The sequence below is a fragment of the Nostoc sp. C117 genome (assembly GCF_043099735.1).
Taxonomy (GTDB): Bacteria; Cyanobacteriota; Cyanobacteriia; order Cyanobacteriales; family Nostocaceae; genus Nostoc.
In genome coordinates this window covers 7,296,071-7,314,331 of record NZ_CP170991.1, presented here as the reverse complement: position 1 = coordinate 7,314,331, position 18,261 = coordinate 7,296,071, and the positions used below count along the sequence as shown (strand labels likewise).

Below are 18,261 nucleotides of genomic sequence, written 5' to 3'. Positions count from 1 at the left end.
AAGTGTTGATAAATTCAGTTTATGTAATACTTCTTAATCTTAAGTTGAAAATATAAATGTTTAATTTACAGCTTTTTAGGGAAACCTATATCTAGCAAACAATCGCGTCAACATGCGATGAGAATGTTTATTTGATAGGCGAAAAACATATTAAGTTATTTAATTAACCTTTCTCAAAAAAATATTAATACGTAAAAAGTGATGAAACTAGCTAAATCTGAGTTACAACAATTGGAAGCAAAATACTCTCGATTTTTTTCACTTTCTATAGATTTACTATGTATTGCCAGTTTTGATGGTTATTTCAAATATTTAAACCCAGTATGGACAAAAACCTTCGGTTGGTCAACTGAGGAATTTCTTGCTAAACCCTTCATCGAATTTGTTCACGTTGAAGACCGTGAAGCCACAATTATCATATCCCAAAAAGTTATAGAATCGGCAGATCCAATTTACTTGGAAAACCGCTATAAATGTCGAGATGGTTCTTATAAATGGCTGTCATGGAATGCAACTAGTTTCATTGAAGAAAAATTGATTTATGCAGTAGCTCGTGATATTACTCTTAATAAAAATAATGAGATAGTTTTACAAAAATCTATCAAGGAATTAGAATCTTTTAAATTTGCCTTGAATGCCCATTCACTAGTAGCTATTACTGATGTAGCAGGAAGAATAACTTATGCTAATGACCAATTTTGTGAAGTTTCTAAATATTCACGAAAAGAACTTTTAGGACAAGACCATCGGATTATAAATTCTGGGTATCATACAAAGGAGTTTTTTCAGAATTTGTGGAAAACTATTAGCAAAGGGAAAATTTGGAAAGGAGAAATCAAAAATAAAGCTAAAGACGGCACTTTTTATTGGGTCGATACTCTGATTACCCCAATGTTAGACTCAGAAGGAAAGCCTGTTCAATATGTATCAATTCGTACAGATATTACACAGCGTAAGCTTTCAGAGTTAGCTTTATTGGAGCGATCGCGTTTATCACTTTTAAGTGCAGAAGTCAGCTTAGCACTATCTCAAAGTGGTACACTTGCAGAAATTTTGCAAAACTGTACAAATACTATTTCACAATACCTGAAAATTGCCTTTGTTTGTATCTGGACTTTTGAGCGACAGACAAACCAGCTACAATTACAAGCGGGCGTTCATTGCACAGAGTCTACTTGTAGTGCTTTGAGCGATAGCCAAGATTTTCCCAATCACATGGTTTTAGCCAATAAGATTATTGGCTTAATGACTCAAAACCATCAAGCTATTTTTAACGAAGAAGTAGCAATTAATCATCCAGGACTAGTACTAAATTCTACATTCTCAGTTTTTCGTTTTTCTGCCTATCCGCTGATAGTAGAGCAACAATTAATTGGTATGATGGCTTTATTTAGCCAGCAATTATTTAGTGAACCAACTCATAATCTGTTAAATTGGATTGCTAACAATATCGCTGTAGCTATTGACCGGATTTGGGCGCGAGAAGAACTCCTCAGCCGTCGGGAAGCCCTATTGCTCGGTTTAGCTAGCCAAATCCGCAGTTCTCTTGACTTGGATATCATCCTAGAAACTGCTGTTAATGAAATTCGCGGCTTATTACAAATTGACCGTTGCTACTTTCTTTCTTACTTACCGCACCCATCGCAGCCAAGCCTGACTATCACCTCGGAAGCGCGAAATCCTAAGTTACCTAGTATGTTAGGTAATATTCCGCCAGAAAAATCCACTTTTTTGACCAAAATACTTCTCTCTCAAGAGCTAATTTGTATTGACGATATTAATAACGAATCAATTCTTGATGATGAGATGCAACAACTTTTAGTTGAGTTTGGTATTACTGCTCAACTAGTGCTACCAGTTAAGAGTAATTCCGGGGAAATTGGAGCGATTGTTTGCAGTCATTGTAGTGGCGATCGCCTTTGGAGTAACAGTGAAATTAGTCTGCTACAAGCTGTTTGCGATCAACTAGCGATCGCCATCGATCATGCACAAATTTATACTCAAAGTCGTTCTGCTACTTTAGCGGCTCAAACTCAAGCCGAAAAACTGACCCAAACTTTGTATCAATTGCAGCAAACTCAATCTCAACTGATCCAACATGAAAAAATGTCTAGCTTGGGACAATTAGTAGCTGGTGTTGCCCATGAAATCAATAATCCAGTTAATTTTATTCATGGTAATTTAACCTATGCTAATGAATATTTTCAAGAGTTATTAACTCTATTACATCTCTATCAACAATATTATCCAAATCCCCAAACAGAAATTCAAGACTTCACTGAAGAAATTGATTTAGAATTTATGACTAGTGACCTTTATAAACTCCTATCTTCAATGAAAATGGGTACTAATCGTATCCGTGAAATTGTCTTGGGGTTGCGTAATTTTTCTCGTCATGATGAAGCTGAGAAAAAACTAGTTGATATTCATGAAGGAATTGACAATACACTATTAATTTTACATCATCGCTGGAAAGATACTGGGATTGGGCTAGATATATCTGTTGTTAAAGAATATGCTGATTTGCCCTTAATTGATTGTTATCCTGGGCAACTTAATCAAGTATTTATGAATATTTTAACCAATGCGATTGATGCATTAGAAGAGTCAATAGTTAATAAAAAAATAACAGAAAAACCGCAGATTTTAATTCGGACGCAAATATTAGATAAGAGTTCTGTCGTAATTCGGATTATCGATAATGGGGCAGGAATTCCCGAAGAAGTTAAAACTCAGTTATTCAATCCATTTTTTACAACAAAACCTGTTGGTAAGGGAACAGGTTTAGGATTATCAATTAGCTACCAAATTACAGTCGAAAAACATGGTGGAATTCTTAAGTGTATGTCAGAACTGGGACAAGGTACAGAATTCTGGATTCAAATTCCAATGTAAAAGTGACTCTGACTTTGCACGGTAAGTCTTGTCGATACGAGGTGTAGGGTATAGCGGTTCCTGACTTCGTGAGGTAAATTTTTCAAGCTACTAACCTTGTACTTCCGTTGCTGAATGTTATAAATTCTAACCACTAACTCTTAATTTAACGATGAACAATTGCTTGGATTAAGTAAGAATAGTAGGTTGGGTTTCGTTATTCAACGCAACCTACGCCTTGATATAACAAATGAGAAACTATTTATTACTCTCCGCTTTAGCCTTAATTAACCAGTCAGCATCCTGAGCGCAAATTTCCCGACCAGAGGAATCTCCTAAATGGTCTAACGCCAATAAACAAGCATATTTTAAATCCCAAATTGGCGAGTTCAGGCAAATTTTAAGTTCAGTAATTGCCCGTGGATCGCCCAATTCACCAAGAGCGATCGCACAAGCACCACGAGATTTCTGAAATTGCGGTTCGCGGTTGTGCAGATTTTCGATTAACAAATCGTAAGCAGGAGCATATTTCAGCCAACCCAAAAGTTTCATGACATGATAGTGAGCGCCATAATCGTTATATGCTTTATCTGCATAAGTTGCTAAAAGTGCTGCTGGTGATTCCTGGGGATAAACATCCAGTAAGGTTTTTGTTGCTAAATAGCACCGTCCAAAATCAGTTTGATAGAGTTCTTCAATCACAAAATTCAATACAGGTGTAGCATCATACTCATGTACTAAATCAATGTCGTTGGGACGATCGTATAATACTTGTTCTAAGGAAGGTTGAACTTCTCCAAAGGTAATTTTACCAGATGGGACACCTGCATCTAAAAGCATCCGCAATGCTCGCAATCGGAACACCAAAGATACAGGACAACGGGCGATTTCTGGGATGGCTTTGTAATAGTGCGAATCAATTAAATCTTGAATACAACCGCGTCGTGCATTCACATTGGAACTTTGTAATAACGCTGTTACCTCACTGATTTGGGAATAGTCACCTGTAAAGCGACAAACTGTAGCGATCGCTGCACTACGAGTAGGTTCATCCTCAACTTCGGTAAATTTCCGCACACGTTCTAGTGACGCCTGATAATCAGCGTTAGCCAGGGTATGAATAATTACCCGATAAATTTGACCTGGTTTATCCAGTAATTCTGCTACTTCTTCCAGAATTTCTGGGTCTTTAGTTCCGATTTCCCCGATCGCCCATACACTATTTTCCACAGTATAAATATCATCATCCTTAAGACACTGGCGAATTACAGGTAAAGCTGATTCCACCTGCAATCGCCCTAGACTTTCCACAGCCTTACGTCGGACAATCCGGTGGTCTAATTCAGTTGGGTTACTGGTTTCAATCGCCCGCACCAAAGCAGCGATCGATTGCTCAGTGGGGAAATTAATCAGATGTGAAACAGCAATATATTTATCAGAAGGGTCTTCGAGTTGTTCTAAGGGTGTATCAATAATGGCGATCGCTTGCTCTTCTGTTAGCCCAAAAATTTTAAAAAACCGTTTATCCATTGATTTATCAATTGCTGAGGATAATTATCATGTTTACTATCGTACTAGGGACTGGGGACAGGAGAGGATGAGGGAGACAAGGGAGATAAGGAAATAAACAAAACTCCTAACTCTTAACTCAAGACTCAGCACGGGCTAAACGCCCCGCTATCCATGTACAGCACTCCTAATGCCCAATAACAAATGACAAAAGAGCTATGAATGATTACTTAGATGATTACGAACTGAATAATCTCGATTTTTACAGAAAGAATCATGGATTACAGCTTTATTACAATTGGTCTGGAGAAATTTGGTGGCAAGAGACGCCAGACAAACCAAAAGAAAAATTGTTTTCTATTATTGGTATGAATGCCACAAAAGTATTTCTCAAACCCGATTCTGAATACGGTGAAGTAGGATATCGGATCAATAGAGAACTAGGTCTATTTTGCGATCCAGATACTCAAGATATTATACATTTTTGGAATTCACCAACAGCAAATAAACCAGTACCAATAGTACATATTGCTAACAGAATTGTTCAAGGTTCAGTCAAACCAAAAAAAATTCTCATACCTAAAGGTAGCGGATATCTTCCCTCTGTGATGGAAATTCCTTTAGAATACCCGCACCCTTTAGCAGGAGATAGTAAATACTCAGATTATTGCCCTGGAGAAAAGTTTCAGGGAGTTGAATATTTTATATCAAATGCTTGCCGACCGGATGCAACTGATGTTCCTCCTGCTAAATGGGCAAGAGACTGTCCTTGGATGCCTTGGATGAAATTAGGATATGCTCATCCAGCTAAATTAAGGTTTGAAACCACAATATTTAGAGTAGATTCTTTTGAGCAACTCGATCCTAAATTAGTCAAGCTGGTGAGAGAAAAAGTGCCAATTTATGAATTCACGCCGATAGAAAGTGATGAACCGAATATGACTAGCATTCAGTACTTTAAAAAACACTTTGAATCCTATTTGCGCGGTGATATTTTCCCACTAGAGGAAACTTCTTGATTGGTTAGGTAACTATGCTCACCATTTGCGTGAAATAGCAAAGCATTCGTCAAACTTAGACGATAGCTTGCTAGGTTCTGGAAATCCTATCTCATTAGCCCACGCCTCAATCTTTACCAGGAAGGCACTCAAGTCCTGCTGCACTTTGCTCAGTTCTGTTTCAAACGTGGATTGCTCAAAATCAAGGTGAAATACATCGGTTGTTGAATCAACTCCTCCATCTGACCATATACGAACAAAACCATCCACCATCTCAACCCAGGGGCTTGGGTTGTGACCAAGCCAAGGCGATCGTCTTGTGGTCAAAAAATCTACCCACTCCCGCCACTCTTCTAGACCACAACAACAACCAGGGCGGATCAGTTCATCAGCAGTAGACCTGACTTGAAGACCTCCTGGCAAAATAAGTGTTTCTGATTCAATAACTCGATGCAGAACCTCCTTCGCGTCACCCTCCCTCTCTAAATTGTTGTAATCAACCAGTTGGGCAAATAGCAAGCCAACCTCCTCATCCGTTATCTCGCCATACAACCGAATGTGGAAGAACGGTTTATGGTCTGCAACAGACCACGCCCATAATCGCTCACCCTCGTACCACGGAGTTTCTACTACAGCTTCAAGACAAGGATTGGTACTTATCACATTGACTTCTCCTACTGCACGGTATTAGTTAGCTCATGCTAGCGCGGCCTTTCCATCCCAAAAACCCTACAACACTTACCATAAATTCGATTGAGGGCTACACTTAGCTTCGGATTTTGAGGATTTTCCTCAAAATGCTTTACCAGTGGTAACGCAATCTGAGAAAATCGGAATGTATGTATTTGTCAGCTATTAGTTAGTTACTTATTGACAATATTTACTTAATATGCATTAAAGCCAACTACTAACCTTCCAAAAGTAACCAACAATAAACAACAGTCGAACACTGACAAAAAAATCATCATAAATACAAATTTTAGGAACTATAACGATATGCATGAAACCTCAGAATTCACAACAACCGATGATGTAACCGCTGAAGATATAGCAGAGATCATTGCAGAACTAGAGCAATATCGGGAACGTCTAGTTCAAGAAACTACAGAAACAGCAAAACGCGCTAAATTAATGCGGGTAAGCATGATGGCACAATTGGAGCCTGAGCTTGTGAAAATTGATTCTGCTCTCCAGCAACTCCGCAATCAGCAGGCCACTCTCACTGGAAGTAATTCGTAATTCTTATACTGCAAGCATTTTATCGATTCCCCAATGCCCCATTCCCTAATTATCTATGAGTAACATGGTCAACTTTGAAACTCAGTCCGGGGAAAATTCTGTTCAGCTATCCCGTGCAGAAACTGATGCTTTACTTGCAGCAGTTAATGAACAATTAAATTTAAATACCTTTAACCCTGATGACCAAAAAATCCTCAAGCAGATGATTGAGAGTATGGGTGACTCACGGGGGATGGTACGTTTGAGTTTTGCAGAGGCATTGGGTAAAGTTGGTAAGTCTGTAACTCCGTTGTTAATGGAAGCGGTGAGAAATCACCCAAACCCAGTTGTGCGGCGGGCTAGCACTAAAACCTTGACGCTGATCGCCGATCCGATCGCAGTTCCCACCTTACTCAACGCCTTGTTAAATGATGAAGATATGGTTGTCAAAGGTTCGTCAGTGGGAGCGCTGGCTAAGATCGGTGAGGCGGCTGTCCCCGCATTGCTGGAAATATTAGCGTCAACTGAATATCCAGAAAGTGCCAAAGGATATGCAGTCTGGGCGTTGGCATTTATTGGAACAGAGGCGAAGGAACACTTGTATCGGGAAATTAACTCGGACTCCCCAGAGGTTCGGGCGGGGGTTGTGGGAGCGATCGCTAAAATCGCTGAAGAACGCACCGAAGCGCAAGCATTTCAAATCTTGGTTAACGCCCTCACCGATCCATCTCCAATGGTGCGATGCGAAGCGGCGGTAGCTTTGGGCGGTTTAGCCCATCAAGCAGCCATTCCTAACCTCGTGGAGTTACTACATCATTCCGATTGGGAAACTCGCAAAGCTGCGGCTTTGGCATTAATGAAAATTGGCGATGGTGCTGCTTTAAAACCGCTGCAAACCGCATTAACTCAAGAAACAGAAGCAGGAGTTCAAGCGGTGATTAAGTTGGCGATTTCGCAAATTGAAAGACAGTTAGAGGAAGAAGCCTGGGAATAGCCAATACAACAAAGGCAAATGGAAAAATGACCCTTACTTTTGACCAAGATGCTTATAGTAATCTGCTAGCTGAAGTTGCTCCCAAGGTCATCGAAACGGAAGAGGAGTACGATCAATTGCAGAGCGCCTAACCTTTGCCAAAAAACGAACTCCAGAAGAGCAAGCTTTGCATAAGCTGATAGTAACGTTGATTGAAGCTTATGAAGCAGAAAACTATCCGATGGATGAATCTGCACCTCATGAAATTCTCCAACACATTATGGAAGCCAGCGACATCCGTCAAACTGACTTAGTGGGCATCATTGGGTCAAGCGGTGTGGTGTCTGAGGTTGTGAACGACAAGCGATCGATTAGTAAGGCACAAGCTAAAGCACTGGGAGATTACTTCAAGGTGACACCTAGCTTGTTCATCTAGCGATCGCTACTTTATACTACTTTTTGCTATATTTAATCACCTGATCCAGTCGAGGCAAAGCGCTGATTGCTGACTCACGAACATAAGAATCAACTGTTTCATTGTTAGTCAATGCTGTCAGCACTTCTACCCCTCGGATATCACCCATTGAACCGAGTGCATTCACGATCGCCACAGCTACCGCCACATTATCTGTCGTTTTCAAAGCTTCAGTTAAAATTTCAAAGGCAGGGGAACCAATCTCACCTAGAGCCATTACAGATGCAATATAAACAACACCATTTTCATCTTTAAGCGCTGTTTTTAAACCCTGTAAGCCCTCATCTGGGAAAGGTACATCTGGATGGTTAGCGGCAACTTGTGCCAGAGCTTTAGCACAACTGCCCCGAATGGTTGCGTTCTCGCTGTTTAACAATGAATCTACTAATACTGGTACAGCATCGACACCAATAGCACCCAACGCCTTTACCGCCGCTCGGCGGTAGGTGACATCTTCTTGATCCAAAATACTCATCAGCCGAGGAATAGTATTTTCATCACGAACCTCGGCCAGCTCCCACATAGCTCGTTCTCGCAAATTCGGGTTTGGGTGCTTCAACTGTTCAAATAGAGAATCTATAGTCATAATAAAAAATTTTGTTATTTATAATTCAGAATTAAACCCAAAAATTACGAATTACGAACTTGTACTGAGTTTCGACTACGCAAAAATCGAGCGACTTTCACTGAGCGGCGTCGAAGTGAGTCGAGATTCAACTACCGCAAAGCCGTTGGCGCCAGCCTCTTGTAGAGAAGTATTACGAATTACGAATTACAAATTAGTAACAACTGAGGGACTCTAAGTCGATCGCTCAACCTAATTTAGGCAAAGTAATAGACTCAGAATCCCTAGTTTTAGAGTATGACGATCGCTCGTCTACGTCTAATCAATCCGCGTACTATGACAGGGAGTTGATTACGTAGTCAAGAAGAGCGCGGAACTCAGTCAATGCTTGAGGAGACAAGTCACGAGGAGAGCAAGCGCGATCGCGAGTGTAGGTCAATGCGGTAACGTAAGGAGCGGTAGGCAGACCCAAAGAGCGATATGTTTCGCGGGCACCAGCAATACCCCACTCATCCAAAGGACCAGTACCACCAACAACTAAGCTGTAGTTGATGAGGCGTAGGTAGTGCTTGATGTCACGGAGGCACTTGTCTTTCTTGATTTGGGTGTCGCCAGCTTCACCATCTTGATTCAAGTAAGGATATTTCTTGAACGCAGCATCATAACCTTCTTTAGCTACATTATCGATACCAGAAGCTAGCTTTTCAGCAGCTTCTAGACGAGCTGTAGCGCGTTGAATGCTACCTTGAACGGATTCTAGATCGGAGGTGCTGGGGAAACGACCTGCTGCATCAGCAGATGTAACAACTGTGGTAATAACTGATTTCATTGCTTTTTATACTCCAGATGGGATTTGATCGGGTTTTAATTTCAGTTTGTTTGGCTAATAGCCGTTTACTATGAGCTATTAGCTCAGAGCAGAAATAACGCGATCGAAGTAGCTAGCAGCTTCAGCAGCTAAAGCAGAGCAGTCGCCTTGGATAACTTCCAGCTTACGGAACTTTTTACCAGCGTTAGCTTCGGTATTGGTGTTGGTGATGTGAGCTACGCTGATCGCCTTGAGGATCTGAACAGCACGTACAGTTGAGGTAATGGGAACTCCCAAAGCTGAGTAGGTTTCTTTTAGACCGTTGATAGCGCGATCGTCTAACACGGAAGAATCACCAGCCAATAGCGCGTAGGTTACGTAGCGCAGGATGATTTCGGTATCACGCAAGCAAGCAGCGTGGCGACGGGTGGGGTACAAGTTACCACCTGGTTGAAGCAAACCAGTGTTTTCGCAAGCGATTCCCGCAATGGCATCAGAAACAGCGCAGCTAGCGTTGCTAGCGATCGCATTCACAGCATCAAGGCGCTTGTTGCCTTCAGCAATGAAACCTTTGAGGGCTGCTAAGTCAGCACCACCGATAGGAGCAGCTTTGGCATCTGCTGTAATTACAGCTCTGGAAAAAGCATCAAGAACCATGAGTTCTCCTTGATATACACAAAATGGTGGATATTATTTTCGGCGTGTTCTCGTTCAGATCAACTGCGAGTAGCCAAGAAAAAACATAGGGTATTAATAGTACCCTAGTCTTTTCTATGAGAGAGAAAGTAATAATCTGTAATATTTAATTTGGGCATGGGGAGGTGGCGGAGTGGGGGAGATGAGGGAGACAAAGGGACAACGAGATAACAAAACTCCTTACTCCTTACTCTTAACTCAGCACGGGCTAAACGCCCCGCTAACGCTAACAGCACTCTCCATGCCCCAATTGACAAAAAATTAAGACTTACACACGTATTGCATAAGTCTTAAGCAAAAAATATTCTTTTTTATTTAATTAAGCTTGTTTGAGCAGATGTTTGACCAAATTATCTTTCACCATCATCTGGCGTAAAACTTCTAATAAAAATTCCTGAGCTTCTTGTTGACTCAAATTCTTTACTTGGTCTTTCAAGTTTTGTAAGCGAAACTGTTGCTCTAAGGTTAGTTCGATTGGGAAGTCCATGATTTACTTCTCTTTATTGACTGAATCTAATGTGTTTATTGTTACTGCTACTCTGAAGTCCAACTCTTTCAAATATTTTAGCACTGAGATATCAAAGTGTCTACATTGTCAAGCCATAAGAAAATAACCTCATAAAAGTTTACAATGAACAGAAAAAATGTTGACTTCTTCCTTTGTTAGGAATTGATTGAAGCTAACCGCTAATGGCTGTAATGTTTAAAATGTTTCTATACCAATAACTTTAAAAACAAAAAACAAGGTAAACATCATCCGCAGGAGCAATAAGTAGGAGTCAGAAGATTGATAGACGTAACAGAATTTTTTCAGCTAAGTGCTGGTAAGTGGCGATCGCAACGTGCAACTCATCATCTAGCGTTCAAGCGCTCAGAGACAGGAGAATCTGATATACAGGTAGAAACTCTAGCTGCCGATCATCCAGAAATCATTGAACTATGCCAATATCATGAGATTGACCCCAGCCTCTCAGTTGGAGGCTCGCGGGTGCGTTGGCTAGGCACAATGGCTTGGGATAGAGAGGGTGATGAGAACCATCAGGGAAAAACCATATTTGCGATCGTGCCTGATGCCGATAACCCAAGGCAAGGCAAATTACTCCGCGAACGAGGCTATGCAGAAATTGTGCCTGTAGTCGGTCTTTTTCACATGGATGACGAAGACGGACTAGTGCTGACAACAGAATATGAAACCATGAGTTCCATTGAGCGATTCTGGTTTGCCAGCCCAAATCTGAGATTGCGAAGCAGTACAGTAAAACGGTTTGGGGGCTTCAGCACTGCATCGTTTTGCACCGAAACCCGTATGGAAACCTCTCAAGAAGTTTCTAGTACAGAACAAGTAACTTCTAAACAAGAGCAGGATGTTTTAGAAGCAAAACAATTTTATTCTGTTTTGGGCTGGTGAATGATTCTGAAGCAGACGGATGCTGTTATTCGTGGGCGAGATTATCTACATCTGGTACAGGGACTGGCTCTAGAACCGGGTATGGTGGATGTGTTCGATAACCTGCGCGATCGCATTTCCATTTACAGTTGGATCGGCAAGAACATTAACATTGTTAATGCTCAGATCGGCACTTATCTAGAAGCCTGTCATCAGTGCTTTCATCCCCAAGAGCGTCGCCAGATCCAAATTTTTGCAGTACCTATCGCTCAATCCTTCGGTATAGATGGTCTGTGCAACATTCTCACAAACCCAATCACCATTTTGGTAGATGTCGGTCGAGTTGCACCCAAAGATTGGTTTGGTATTGTCGTCCATGAATACGCCCATGCCCATCTAGGAGACTTCGGTCATAATCAGCAGTTTGCCAACATTCTGTCTCATCTATGTTTAGGACTGGGATTAGAACCACCCTATTGGCAAGCAGGAATGGAAGCAACTTTACGTAGCTGGCCTTACTGTAAGTCAACTATAGATCCCCTCGAATTTTGGATAGGTAAAGAGAATAGGTAATAGGGCAGGGGGCAGGAGGCAGGTGTCAGATTGATTTATCTTCCTCATCTCCCCATACCCTATGCCCCATCTCCCCATTCCCCAATATTCATTAATTTCTTTTGCTAAATGTTAAAAATTATTGCTTCAGTTCTAACAAGTGAAACTGAATCTTCTAATCTAAATTATGTGAACAAAGCTTTTAGTTATTTAGCTAAATCCAAAAGAACCCCCAATAAGGTAAGAAATTAATAGTCTGCGGTAGGTATTCCCTGGACTAAAAAGTGAGCTTCAGCACCTCCTAAGCAATAGCTGGATTGGCTGAAAAACCTACATCGTATTCCTGGCGATCGCTGTAGGAAATGCCACGAAATCATTACCTGAAAGCCGCAGTGGCTTTCTGAAGCTAGATGCGGTTTGAATCCAGCATAATGGTGCTGTTTCTGCGAATACTTAATCACTTTTGGTTAAGTTTCGTGAAACTTTATCAGAATCTAAGCTTCTGATCCAGCTACGTCCCTTAATATGTGATTTAAAGTTGTTAACTTTAATTAAGAATATGGAGGCTTTAGAGTGTCAATTCCTCTGTTAACATACGATCCTTCAAGTCAAAACCAGCGTGTAGCTGCATATGAAGTACCGGGTGATGAACAGCCCAGGATTTTTTCTACAGACAATCTGCTCTCTCCATCAGATTTAGGTAATCTGATCGAAGCAGCATATCGTCAAATTTTCTTCCATGCTTTTGCTGCCGATCGCGAAACATACTTAGAGTCTCAACTCCGTAATGGACAGATTACAGTGCGGGACTTTGTTCGTGGGTTGCTGCTTTCTAATACCTTTAGAAAAAGCTTCTACGACCTCAACAACAACTATCGTTTTGTTGAGCAAGTAATCCAACGGGCTTTAGGACGCGACCCATACAACGAGCGGGAAAAAATCGCTTGGTCAATTGTAGTTGCTACCAAGGGCATTAAAGGCTTTATTGATGAAGTACTCAACACTGAAGAGTACCTGAGCAATTTTGGATACTCCACAGTGCCTTATCAACGCCGTCGAGTATTGCCATCTCGCGCTGAGGGTGAGTTGCCTTTCAACATCAAATCTCCGCGATACGAGTCTTACCACCGTGCTAAGCTGGGCTTCCCCCAAATTATTTGGCAGGTAGAAGTACGCAGATACACCCCACAAGACAAAAAGCCCAAGGCTGGCGATCCAGCTCTATTCTTGTCTATGGCACAAGATGTCAATGCAAGTGGCAATCCCCCACAAAGGATATCGTCATTCAACATCGATATCGAAAAGTCTGTACCTTATCGGCAACTAGCAGGAATCAAGTAACGATTTTTGATCGGCGGCTGGTTAGTATATCTGTTTGATTATTTTATAGCGTGCATAAGCCCTGGGTTACGTAGGAGTTTCATTTAGGTCTAACTAGTGAAACAGACTCTATCCCATGTCTGATGCACGCTAGTTGTTTATAGGCATTGGGCAAAACAGTTCTGAGTACTGTACATGGATAGTGAGACGTTTAGCCCGTGCTGAGTTAAGAGTTAAAAATCAAAAGTCAGGAGTTTTATTTGTCTCCTTGTCTCTCCACCCTTTAAAGTGCAATTCGTCTTTTTAACATGTCCAAAAGTTTTGTAAATTGGGTCGGAGGGGTGGCTGTGACTTCAATCATCTCTCCAGATACGGGATGCTGTAATTTTAGTCGCCAAGCGTGGAGCGCTTGACCAGTCAAATTTACACCCACTGAATGACCAGAACTATAAACGGGGTCGCCAACAATGGGATGACCCATTTTGGCACTGTGGACGCGAATTTGATGGGTACGTCCGGTTTCTAGTTGGAAGTGGATTAAGGTGAAGTTACCAAGGCGTTCTAGTATTTGCCAATGAGTCACCGCAGATCGCCCACCTTGTTCAAGGGGCATAATAGCCATTTTTTTGCGGTCTTGGGGATGGCGACCAATGGGTAAGTCAATTGTGCCACTTTCAGTTTTTGGGGCACCGTAAACTACACCCAAGTATTCTCGCCGTGCAGTTTTAGCTTTGAGTTGTGCTTGTAGGTGATGATGGGCAATATCTGTTTTGGCAATCGCGATCGCTCCTGTTGTATCCTTATCCAATCGATGGACAATTCCCGGCCGCTGGACTCCGCCAATTCCTGGTAAATTGGGACAGTGTGCCAACAAGGCATTTACTAAAGTGCCATCTGGATGACCCGGTGCGGGATGGACAACTAAACCTGCAGGTTTGTTGAGAATAAGTAATTGGTCGTCTTCGTAGAGAATATCTAAGGGAATATCTTCCGCTTGGAGTTCTAAAGGTTGGGCTTCTGGGATTTCCAGAATAATGCGATCGCCTACTTTGACATTAATCTTTTTAGATGTGCAAACTTTGCCGTTAAGTTGAACGTTACCTTCTTCAATTAACTGTTGGATGCGGGAACGCGATATATCTGATAATTCTTGGGAAAGGTAGCGGTCAAGGCGATCGCCCAAACCAGCGTTATTTTCTAGGATTTGTAAATTAAATTCAGTCACAATTACTTAAGATTAATTCCCCGCGATTTATATGTAGCACTATTTTAACGTCAGAAGTCAGAATATAGAATAATTGGAAAATTAAGTGTACTATCGCTTTTTGATTTTTTGAAGCTTATTAAAATTGGGTATCAAACTATTCTGAATTCTTCTTCAGGTTCCTGTATCTTGTATCTGTTCTTTTACCCATTGCCGAAATTTTCTGATTGCTGAACTTGTTCCTGTGGTTCGCGCCATTTCCACAAATCGGGGAATAAGTTCAGTGATAGGAAAACTTGGAAATGTGGGGCTTATCTGGTACTTCACATATTGGTCACCTTGCAACAAGTTAATTTCTAGTTTTTTGTTTTCATATCGCCAGATTTCAGGTACTCTCAAAGCCTGATATGCACTAATTTTTGTTTTAGAAGTGACATCAATTTCAATTGCCAAATCAGGTGGAGGGTCTACAGTTAGGTCGAGCCTATCTTTCCCAATCATTAGCTGATAGTTTTGAATATAAAAACAATCATCAGGTTCAAGACCTGCACTGATATCTTTCCGTTTAAAGGTAGTTGAACCTAAACATTCCCAATTGCGATCGAGTTCATCCAGCAAGACTATTACTAAATTCCCGATGATGACTTTAGCTCGCTCATGTTCTGGTAATGGAGCCATAATTTCTAGCGTTTCTTGGCTGTATGCTACTCGACTTCCACGATCTTCTCCTAACTCATCAAGAATTGCTTCAAATAGTTGCCAACTCACATCTTCTAGGATTATTCTTTCCCCTGGCGGAACTTGAATTTGTTTGAGTTTAAGTGTAACCATAGGATGTTAGGTGTTAAATAAATTATCAACAAAAACTTATGAGTCAAAAATCAGGAGTAATCTAGTACAAATTGGCGTAAAAAATATCAAAATTATTCTTGGCTAAAACTTCATCATTTTCTAACTGGAGTATTCTGAATTCTGAATTATAGTTTATGGAATTCCTGCTTGTTGAAATATTTGTTCGGCTGTAATTCGCAGTCCTTCAAGCAGAGAATCTTCTAAAATATCTACACCACTTTTTGTTTCAGGGCGGGCATCAGGATAAAAAATAGTGATTGTTTTCGCTTTTGCATCCACAACCCAAACTCTCAGAAGGCCTGCATTGAGATAATCTGTGGCTTTTGCACTCATTTCTCCAAAAGTTTGGTCGGGAGAGATAATTTCAATAGCTAAATCTGGAGGTATAGGACAAGCTTCATCCTCAATTAAGTCACTGTTGAGCCGAGAGTAGGAAATATAAAGTAAGTCTGGTACTGGTGCCCAATCTCGACCTCGGCGTTTTAAGGTAATTGCCCACTCGATACCAACCTCACCGCGATTTTCCACGCATAGTTTTAGGAGTGTGTAGATTGTGCCTGTTAGCCTAGAATGATATCTTTTTGGTAACATTTTGGGTTTTGCCTCGCCATCGACTAATTCGTAAGTTATGTCCCCTTCTCCTTCGGGGAGTGCGAGGAATTCTTCTAGTGTCATTTGAGATTTGACTTGAGTCATGGTCGCTATATCCTTGTGCAAAATCACGCCTTGTTCTGAGTCTCAGCAAGCCAGAAGCTCCTGATTTTTCTTAAATTTAAAATTAGCAATTCTCTAACTAATATGCATATTATGACTTGTAAAGACGAGAGATATCGCGTCTGTTTGATGGCAAATTTAGTAGAAGCAAATGCGATTAATTTTATACAGTAAACCTGGATGTCATTTATGCGAGGGTTTGCAGGAAAAGCTCGAACAAATCCAAAATCTCAGTTTTGAGTTGGAAATTCGGGATATTACGACTCGTGAAGATTGGTTCGGTGCGTATGAGTATGAAGTACCGGTACTTTTTTTATCGAACCACAGAGGTGGGGAGGGAGGAAAGTTGAGTGAAGAACCTTTGCCGCGTCCTTCTCCTCGTGCTAGTGTGCAGCAGTTGGAACAAATGTTGCGTAAGTATTTCGCCAATTAGAAAAAAATAATGCAGAATAAGCGCAATAAAAGTATGTGACGAGGTGTACAAGATGAAATTGCGAGAATTACTAACGGCAGTAGATAGTGTTGAGCAATTATCTAACTATCCAGCTTTAGAAGATGCAGAAGTTAAGGGCTTGAAGACAAATTCCCATGCTTGCGGTGTGGGAGATTTGTTTATTGGGATGCCAGGAACGCGGGTTGATGGTGGGGAATTTTGGCCAAGTGCGATCGCCTCTGGTGCTGTGGCAGCAATTATCTCTCCGCAAGCGGCACAGAAAAACCCTCCCACAGATGAGGCTGTGGTCATCAGCGCCAGTAACATAACTCAAGCTTGTGCCCAGATAGCCAGTGCTTTTTATGGTTATCCAGGGCAAAAACTGAAGCTGGTGGGTGTAACTGGTACTAATGGTAAAACTACAACCACCCACTTAATTGAATTTCTGCTGGATCGAGCTAATCTATCTACAGCTTTGATGGGAACTCTCTACACTCGTTGGCCTGGTTTTGAGCAAACTGCTGTTCATACTACGCCGTTTGCTGTGGAACTGCAACAGCAGCTAGCTGAGGCTGTGAATGCTGGTAATGAGTTTGGGGTAATGGAAGTCAGTTCTCACGCCTTAGCCCAAGGTCGAGTGTTGGGTTGTAAATTTGAGGTAGGGGTATTTAGTAATCTGACTCAAGACCATCTCGACTACCACAGCGATATGGAAGATTATTTTGCCGCCAAAGCGTTGTTATTTAACCCTGATTATCTCAAGGGACGAGCAATAATTAACGCCAATGATTCCTATGGGAGGCGGTTAATCGCCTCATTGGATTCCCAACGGGTTTGGACTTACAGCGTCAACGACAACAGCGCTGATTTATGGATGAGTGATTTAAATTATCAGCCCAATGGTGTCAGTGGGACTTTGTATACACCAAAAGGTGATGTCGCTTTTCGATCGCCTTTAGTTGGCCAATATAATTTAGAAAATCTTTTAGCGGCCGTAGGAGCAGTTTTACACTTAGGTTTAGATTTACAGTTAGTGGCATCTGTGATACCTGATTTTCCCGGTGTCCCTGGAAGAATGGAACGGGTGCAAATTCTTTCTGAGCAAGATATTAGCGTGATTGTGGATTATGCTCATACGCCAGATAGCTTAGAAAATTTATTAAAAGCTGCACGTCCATTTATACCTGGTAAGATGATTTGTGTATTTGGTTGTGGCGGCGATCGCGATCGCACCAAGCGCCCAAAAATGGGTAAAATTGCCGCGGAATTAGCTGATTGGGCAGTAGTGACATCAGATAATCCCCGTACCGAAAACCCAGAACGGATTTTAGAGGATATTTTGGCGGGAATTCCCGAAACAGTAAAACCAACAGTAATTAGCGATCGGGCGATCGCCATTCGTACCGCTATTTTACAAGCACAACCCGGTGATGGCGTATTGCTTGCTGGCAAAGGTCACGAAGACTACCAAATTCTCGGCACCGAAAAAATCCATTTTGACGACCGAGAACACGCACGCGACGCCTTACACCAAAGACTGAATATACAATCTTAATTTGGGCATGGGGTATGGGGCACTTGTACTGAGTTTCGACTACGCTCAACTACCGCGTAGTCGAAACTCAGTACAAGTCTCCCCATCTCCCCATGCCCCATTCTCCATTCGCTTTTCATAATTGATGT

General features: G+C 41.5%; 18 protein-coding genes and 1 pseudogene. 10 read left to right on the top strand and 9 right to left on the bottom strand.

Annotation, left to right across the window (positions count from 1 at the left end; all coding sequences use genetic code 11):
• Positions 1-201 precede the first annotated feature (201 nt).
• A complete protein-coding gene (locus ACFG4S_RS31270; protein WP_392532749.1) occupies positions 202-2,895 on the top strand; it encodes a PAS domain S-box protein in 2,694 nt (897 codons plus the stop codon).
• Positions 2,896-3,132: 237 nt separating this feature from the next.
• Here ACFG4S_RS31270 and ACFG4S_RS31265 read toward each other — a convergent pair whose 3' ends face one another.
• Positions 3,133-4,404 carry a HEAT repeat domain-containing protein gene (locus ACFG4S_RS31265; RefSeq protein ID WP_392532748.1) on the bottom strand — a complete coding sequence of 424 codons (1,272 nt, stop codon included), beginning with the start codon at positions 4,402-4,404 and terminating at the stop codon, positions 3,133-3,135.
• 197 nt (positions 4,405-4,601) lie between these two features.
• Here ACFG4S_RS31265 and ACFG4S_RS31260 point away from each other — a divergent pair, with 197 nt between their 5' ends.
• Positions 4,602-5,402, top strand: a complete 801-nt coding sequence (locus tag ACFG4S_RS31260) for a DUF1838 family protein (RefSeq protein ID WP_392532747.1) — start codon at positions 4,602-4,604, stop codon at positions 5,400-5,402.
• An 18-nt stretch (positions 5,403-5,420) separates the two neighbouring features.
• On the opposite strand, the gene ACFG4S_RS31255 is transcribed toward ACFG4S_RS31260, so the two are convergent.
• The gene (locus ACFG4S_RS31255) at positions 5,421-6,044 is read right to left on the bottom strand and encodes a hypothetical protein (protein ID WP_392532746.1); all 624 of its coding nucleotides are present in this window, start codon (positions 6,042-6,044) and stop codon (positions 5,421-5,423) included.
• Positions 6,045-6,377: 333 nt separating this feature from the next.
• Here ACFG4S_RS31255 and ACFG4S_RS31250 point away from each other — a divergent pair, with 333 nt between their 5' ends.
• From ACFG4S_RS31250 to ACFG4S_RS31240, 3 genes and pseudogenes are all read left to right on the top strand, one after another.
• Positions 6,378-6,620 (top strand): hypothetical protein, encoded by a 243-nt coding sequence (locus ACFG4S_RS31250; RefSeq protein WP_392532745.1) that lies wholly within the window; start codon positions 6,378-6,380, stop codon positions 6,618-6,620.
• 64 nt (positions 6,621-6,684) lie between these two features.
• Positions 6,685-7,593, top strand: a complete 909-nt coding sequence (locus tag ACFG4S_RS31245; protein ID WP_392532744.1) for a HEAT repeat domain-containing protein — start codon at positions 6,685-6,687, stop codon at positions 7,591-7,593.
• A 26-nt stretch (positions 7,594-7,619) separates the two neighbouring features.
• Positions 7,620-8,008: pseudogene (locus tag ACFG4S_RS31240) on the top strand (type II toxin-antitoxin system HigA family antitoxin).
• 16 nt (positions 8,009-8,024) lie between these two features.
• Here the strand turns inward: ACFG4S_RS31240 and ACFG4S_RS31235 are convergent.
• From ACFG4S_RS31235 to ACFG4S_RS31220, 4 genes are all read right to left on the bottom strand, one after another.
• Positions 8,025-8,633: a HEAT repeat domain-containing protein gene (locus ACFG4S_RS31235; protein WP_392532743.1), complete on the bottom strand. Its 609-nt coding sequence runs from the start codon at positions 8,631-8,633 to the stop codon at positions 8,025-8,027.
• 313 nt (positions 8,634-8,946) lie between these two features.
• Positions 8,947-9,441 carry a bleomycin hydrolase gene (locus ACFG4S_RS31230; protein WP_392532742.1) on the bottom strand — a complete coding sequence of 165 codons (495 nt, stop codon included), beginning with the start codon at positions 9,439-9,441 and terminating at the stop codon, positions 8,947-8,949.
• A 78-nt stretch (positions 9,442-9,519) separates the two neighbouring features.
• Positions 9,520-10,077, bottom strand: coding sequence for a bleomycin hydrolase (locus tag ACFG4S_RS31225; RefSeq protein ID WP_392532741.1), 558 nt, complete (start codon positions 10,075-10,077; stop codon positions 9,520-9,522).
• A gap of 358 nt (positions 10,078-10,435) precedes the next feature.
• On the bottom strand, positions 10,436-10,603 hold the full coding sequence (locus ACFG4S_RS31220; protein ID WP_138501539.1) for an NblA/ycf18 family protein: 168 nt from the start codon (positions 10,601-10,603) through the stop codon (positions 10,436-10,438).
• A 303-nt stretch (positions 10,604-10,906) separates the two neighbouring features.
• On the opposite strand from ACFG4S_RS31220, the gene ACFG4S_RS31215 reads away from it, so the two are divergent.
• The 3 genes from ACFG4S_RS31215 to ACFG4S_RS31205 all read left to right on the top strand — a co-directional run bounded on the left by ACFG4S_RS31215 (position 10,907) and on the right by ACFG4S_RS31205 (position 13,396).
• A complete protein-coding gene (locus ACFG4S_RS31215; protein WP_392536123.1) occupies positions 10,907-11,524 on the top strand; it encodes a phycobiliprotein lyase in 618 nt (205 codons plus the stop codon).
• Positions 11,525-12,076, top strand: a complete 552-nt coding sequence (locus ACFG4S_RS31210; protein ID WP_392532740.1) for a hypothetical protein — start codon at positions 11,525-11,527, stop codon at positions 12,074-12,076. It begins immediately after the preceding gene.
• A 552-nt stretch (positions 12,077-12,628) separates the two neighbouring features.
• Positions 12,629-13,396: a phycobilisome rod-core linker polypeptide gene (locus ACFG4S_RS31205; protein WP_392532739.1), complete on the top strand. Its 768-nt coding sequence runs from the start codon at positions 12,629-12,631 to the stop codon at positions 13,394-13,396.
• Positions 13,397-13,658: 262 nt separating this feature from the next.
• Here the strand turns inward: ACFG4S_RS31205 and ACFG4S_RS31200 are convergent, their stop codons facing one another.
• The 3 genes from ACFG4S_RS31200 to ACFG4S_RS31190 all read right to left on the bottom strand — a co-directional run bounded on the left by ACFG4S_RS31200 (position 13,659) and on the right by ACFG4S_RS31190 (position 16,127).
• Complete coding sequence (locus ACFG4S_RS31200; protein ID WP_392536122.1) at positions 13,659-14,603, bottom strand: RluA family pseudouridine synthase; 945 nt, start codon at positions 14,601-14,603, stop codon at positions 13,659-13,661.
• A gap of 150 nt (positions 14,604-14,753) precedes the next feature.
• Entirely contained in the window at positions 14,754-15,410 is a 657-nt protein-coding gene (locus ACFG4S_RS31195) for a Uma2 family endonuclease (protein WP_392532738.1), read from the bottom strand.
• 153 nt (positions 15,411-15,563) lie between these two features.
• The gene (locus ACFG4S_RS31190) at positions 15,564-16,127 is read right to left on the bottom strand and encodes a Uma2 family endonuclease (protein ID WP_392532737.1); all 564 of its coding nucleotides are present in this window, start codon (positions 16,125-16,127) and stop codon (positions 15,564-15,566) included.
• A gap of 169 nt (positions 16,128-16,296) precedes the next feature.
• Between ACFG4S_RS31190 and ACFG4S_RS31185 the strand changes: the two genes are divergently transcribed.
• Positions 16,297-16,578 (top strand): glutaredoxin family protein, encoded by a 282-nt coding sequence (locus ACFG4S_RS31185; RefSeq protein ID WP_392532736.1) that lies wholly within the window; start codon positions 16,297-16,299, stop codon positions 16,576-16,578.
• A gap of 52 nt (positions 16,579-16,630) precedes the next feature.
• Positions 16,631-18,133 carry a UDP-N-acetylmuramoyl-L-alanyl-D-glutamate--2,6-diaminopimelate ligase gene (locus ACFG4S_RS31180; RefSeq protein ID WP_392532735.1) on the top strand — a complete coding sequence of 501 codons (1,503 nt, stop codon included), beginning with the start codon at positions 16,631-16,633 and terminating at the stop codon, positions 18,131-18,133.
• Positions 18,134-18,261 lie beyond the last annotated feature (128 nt).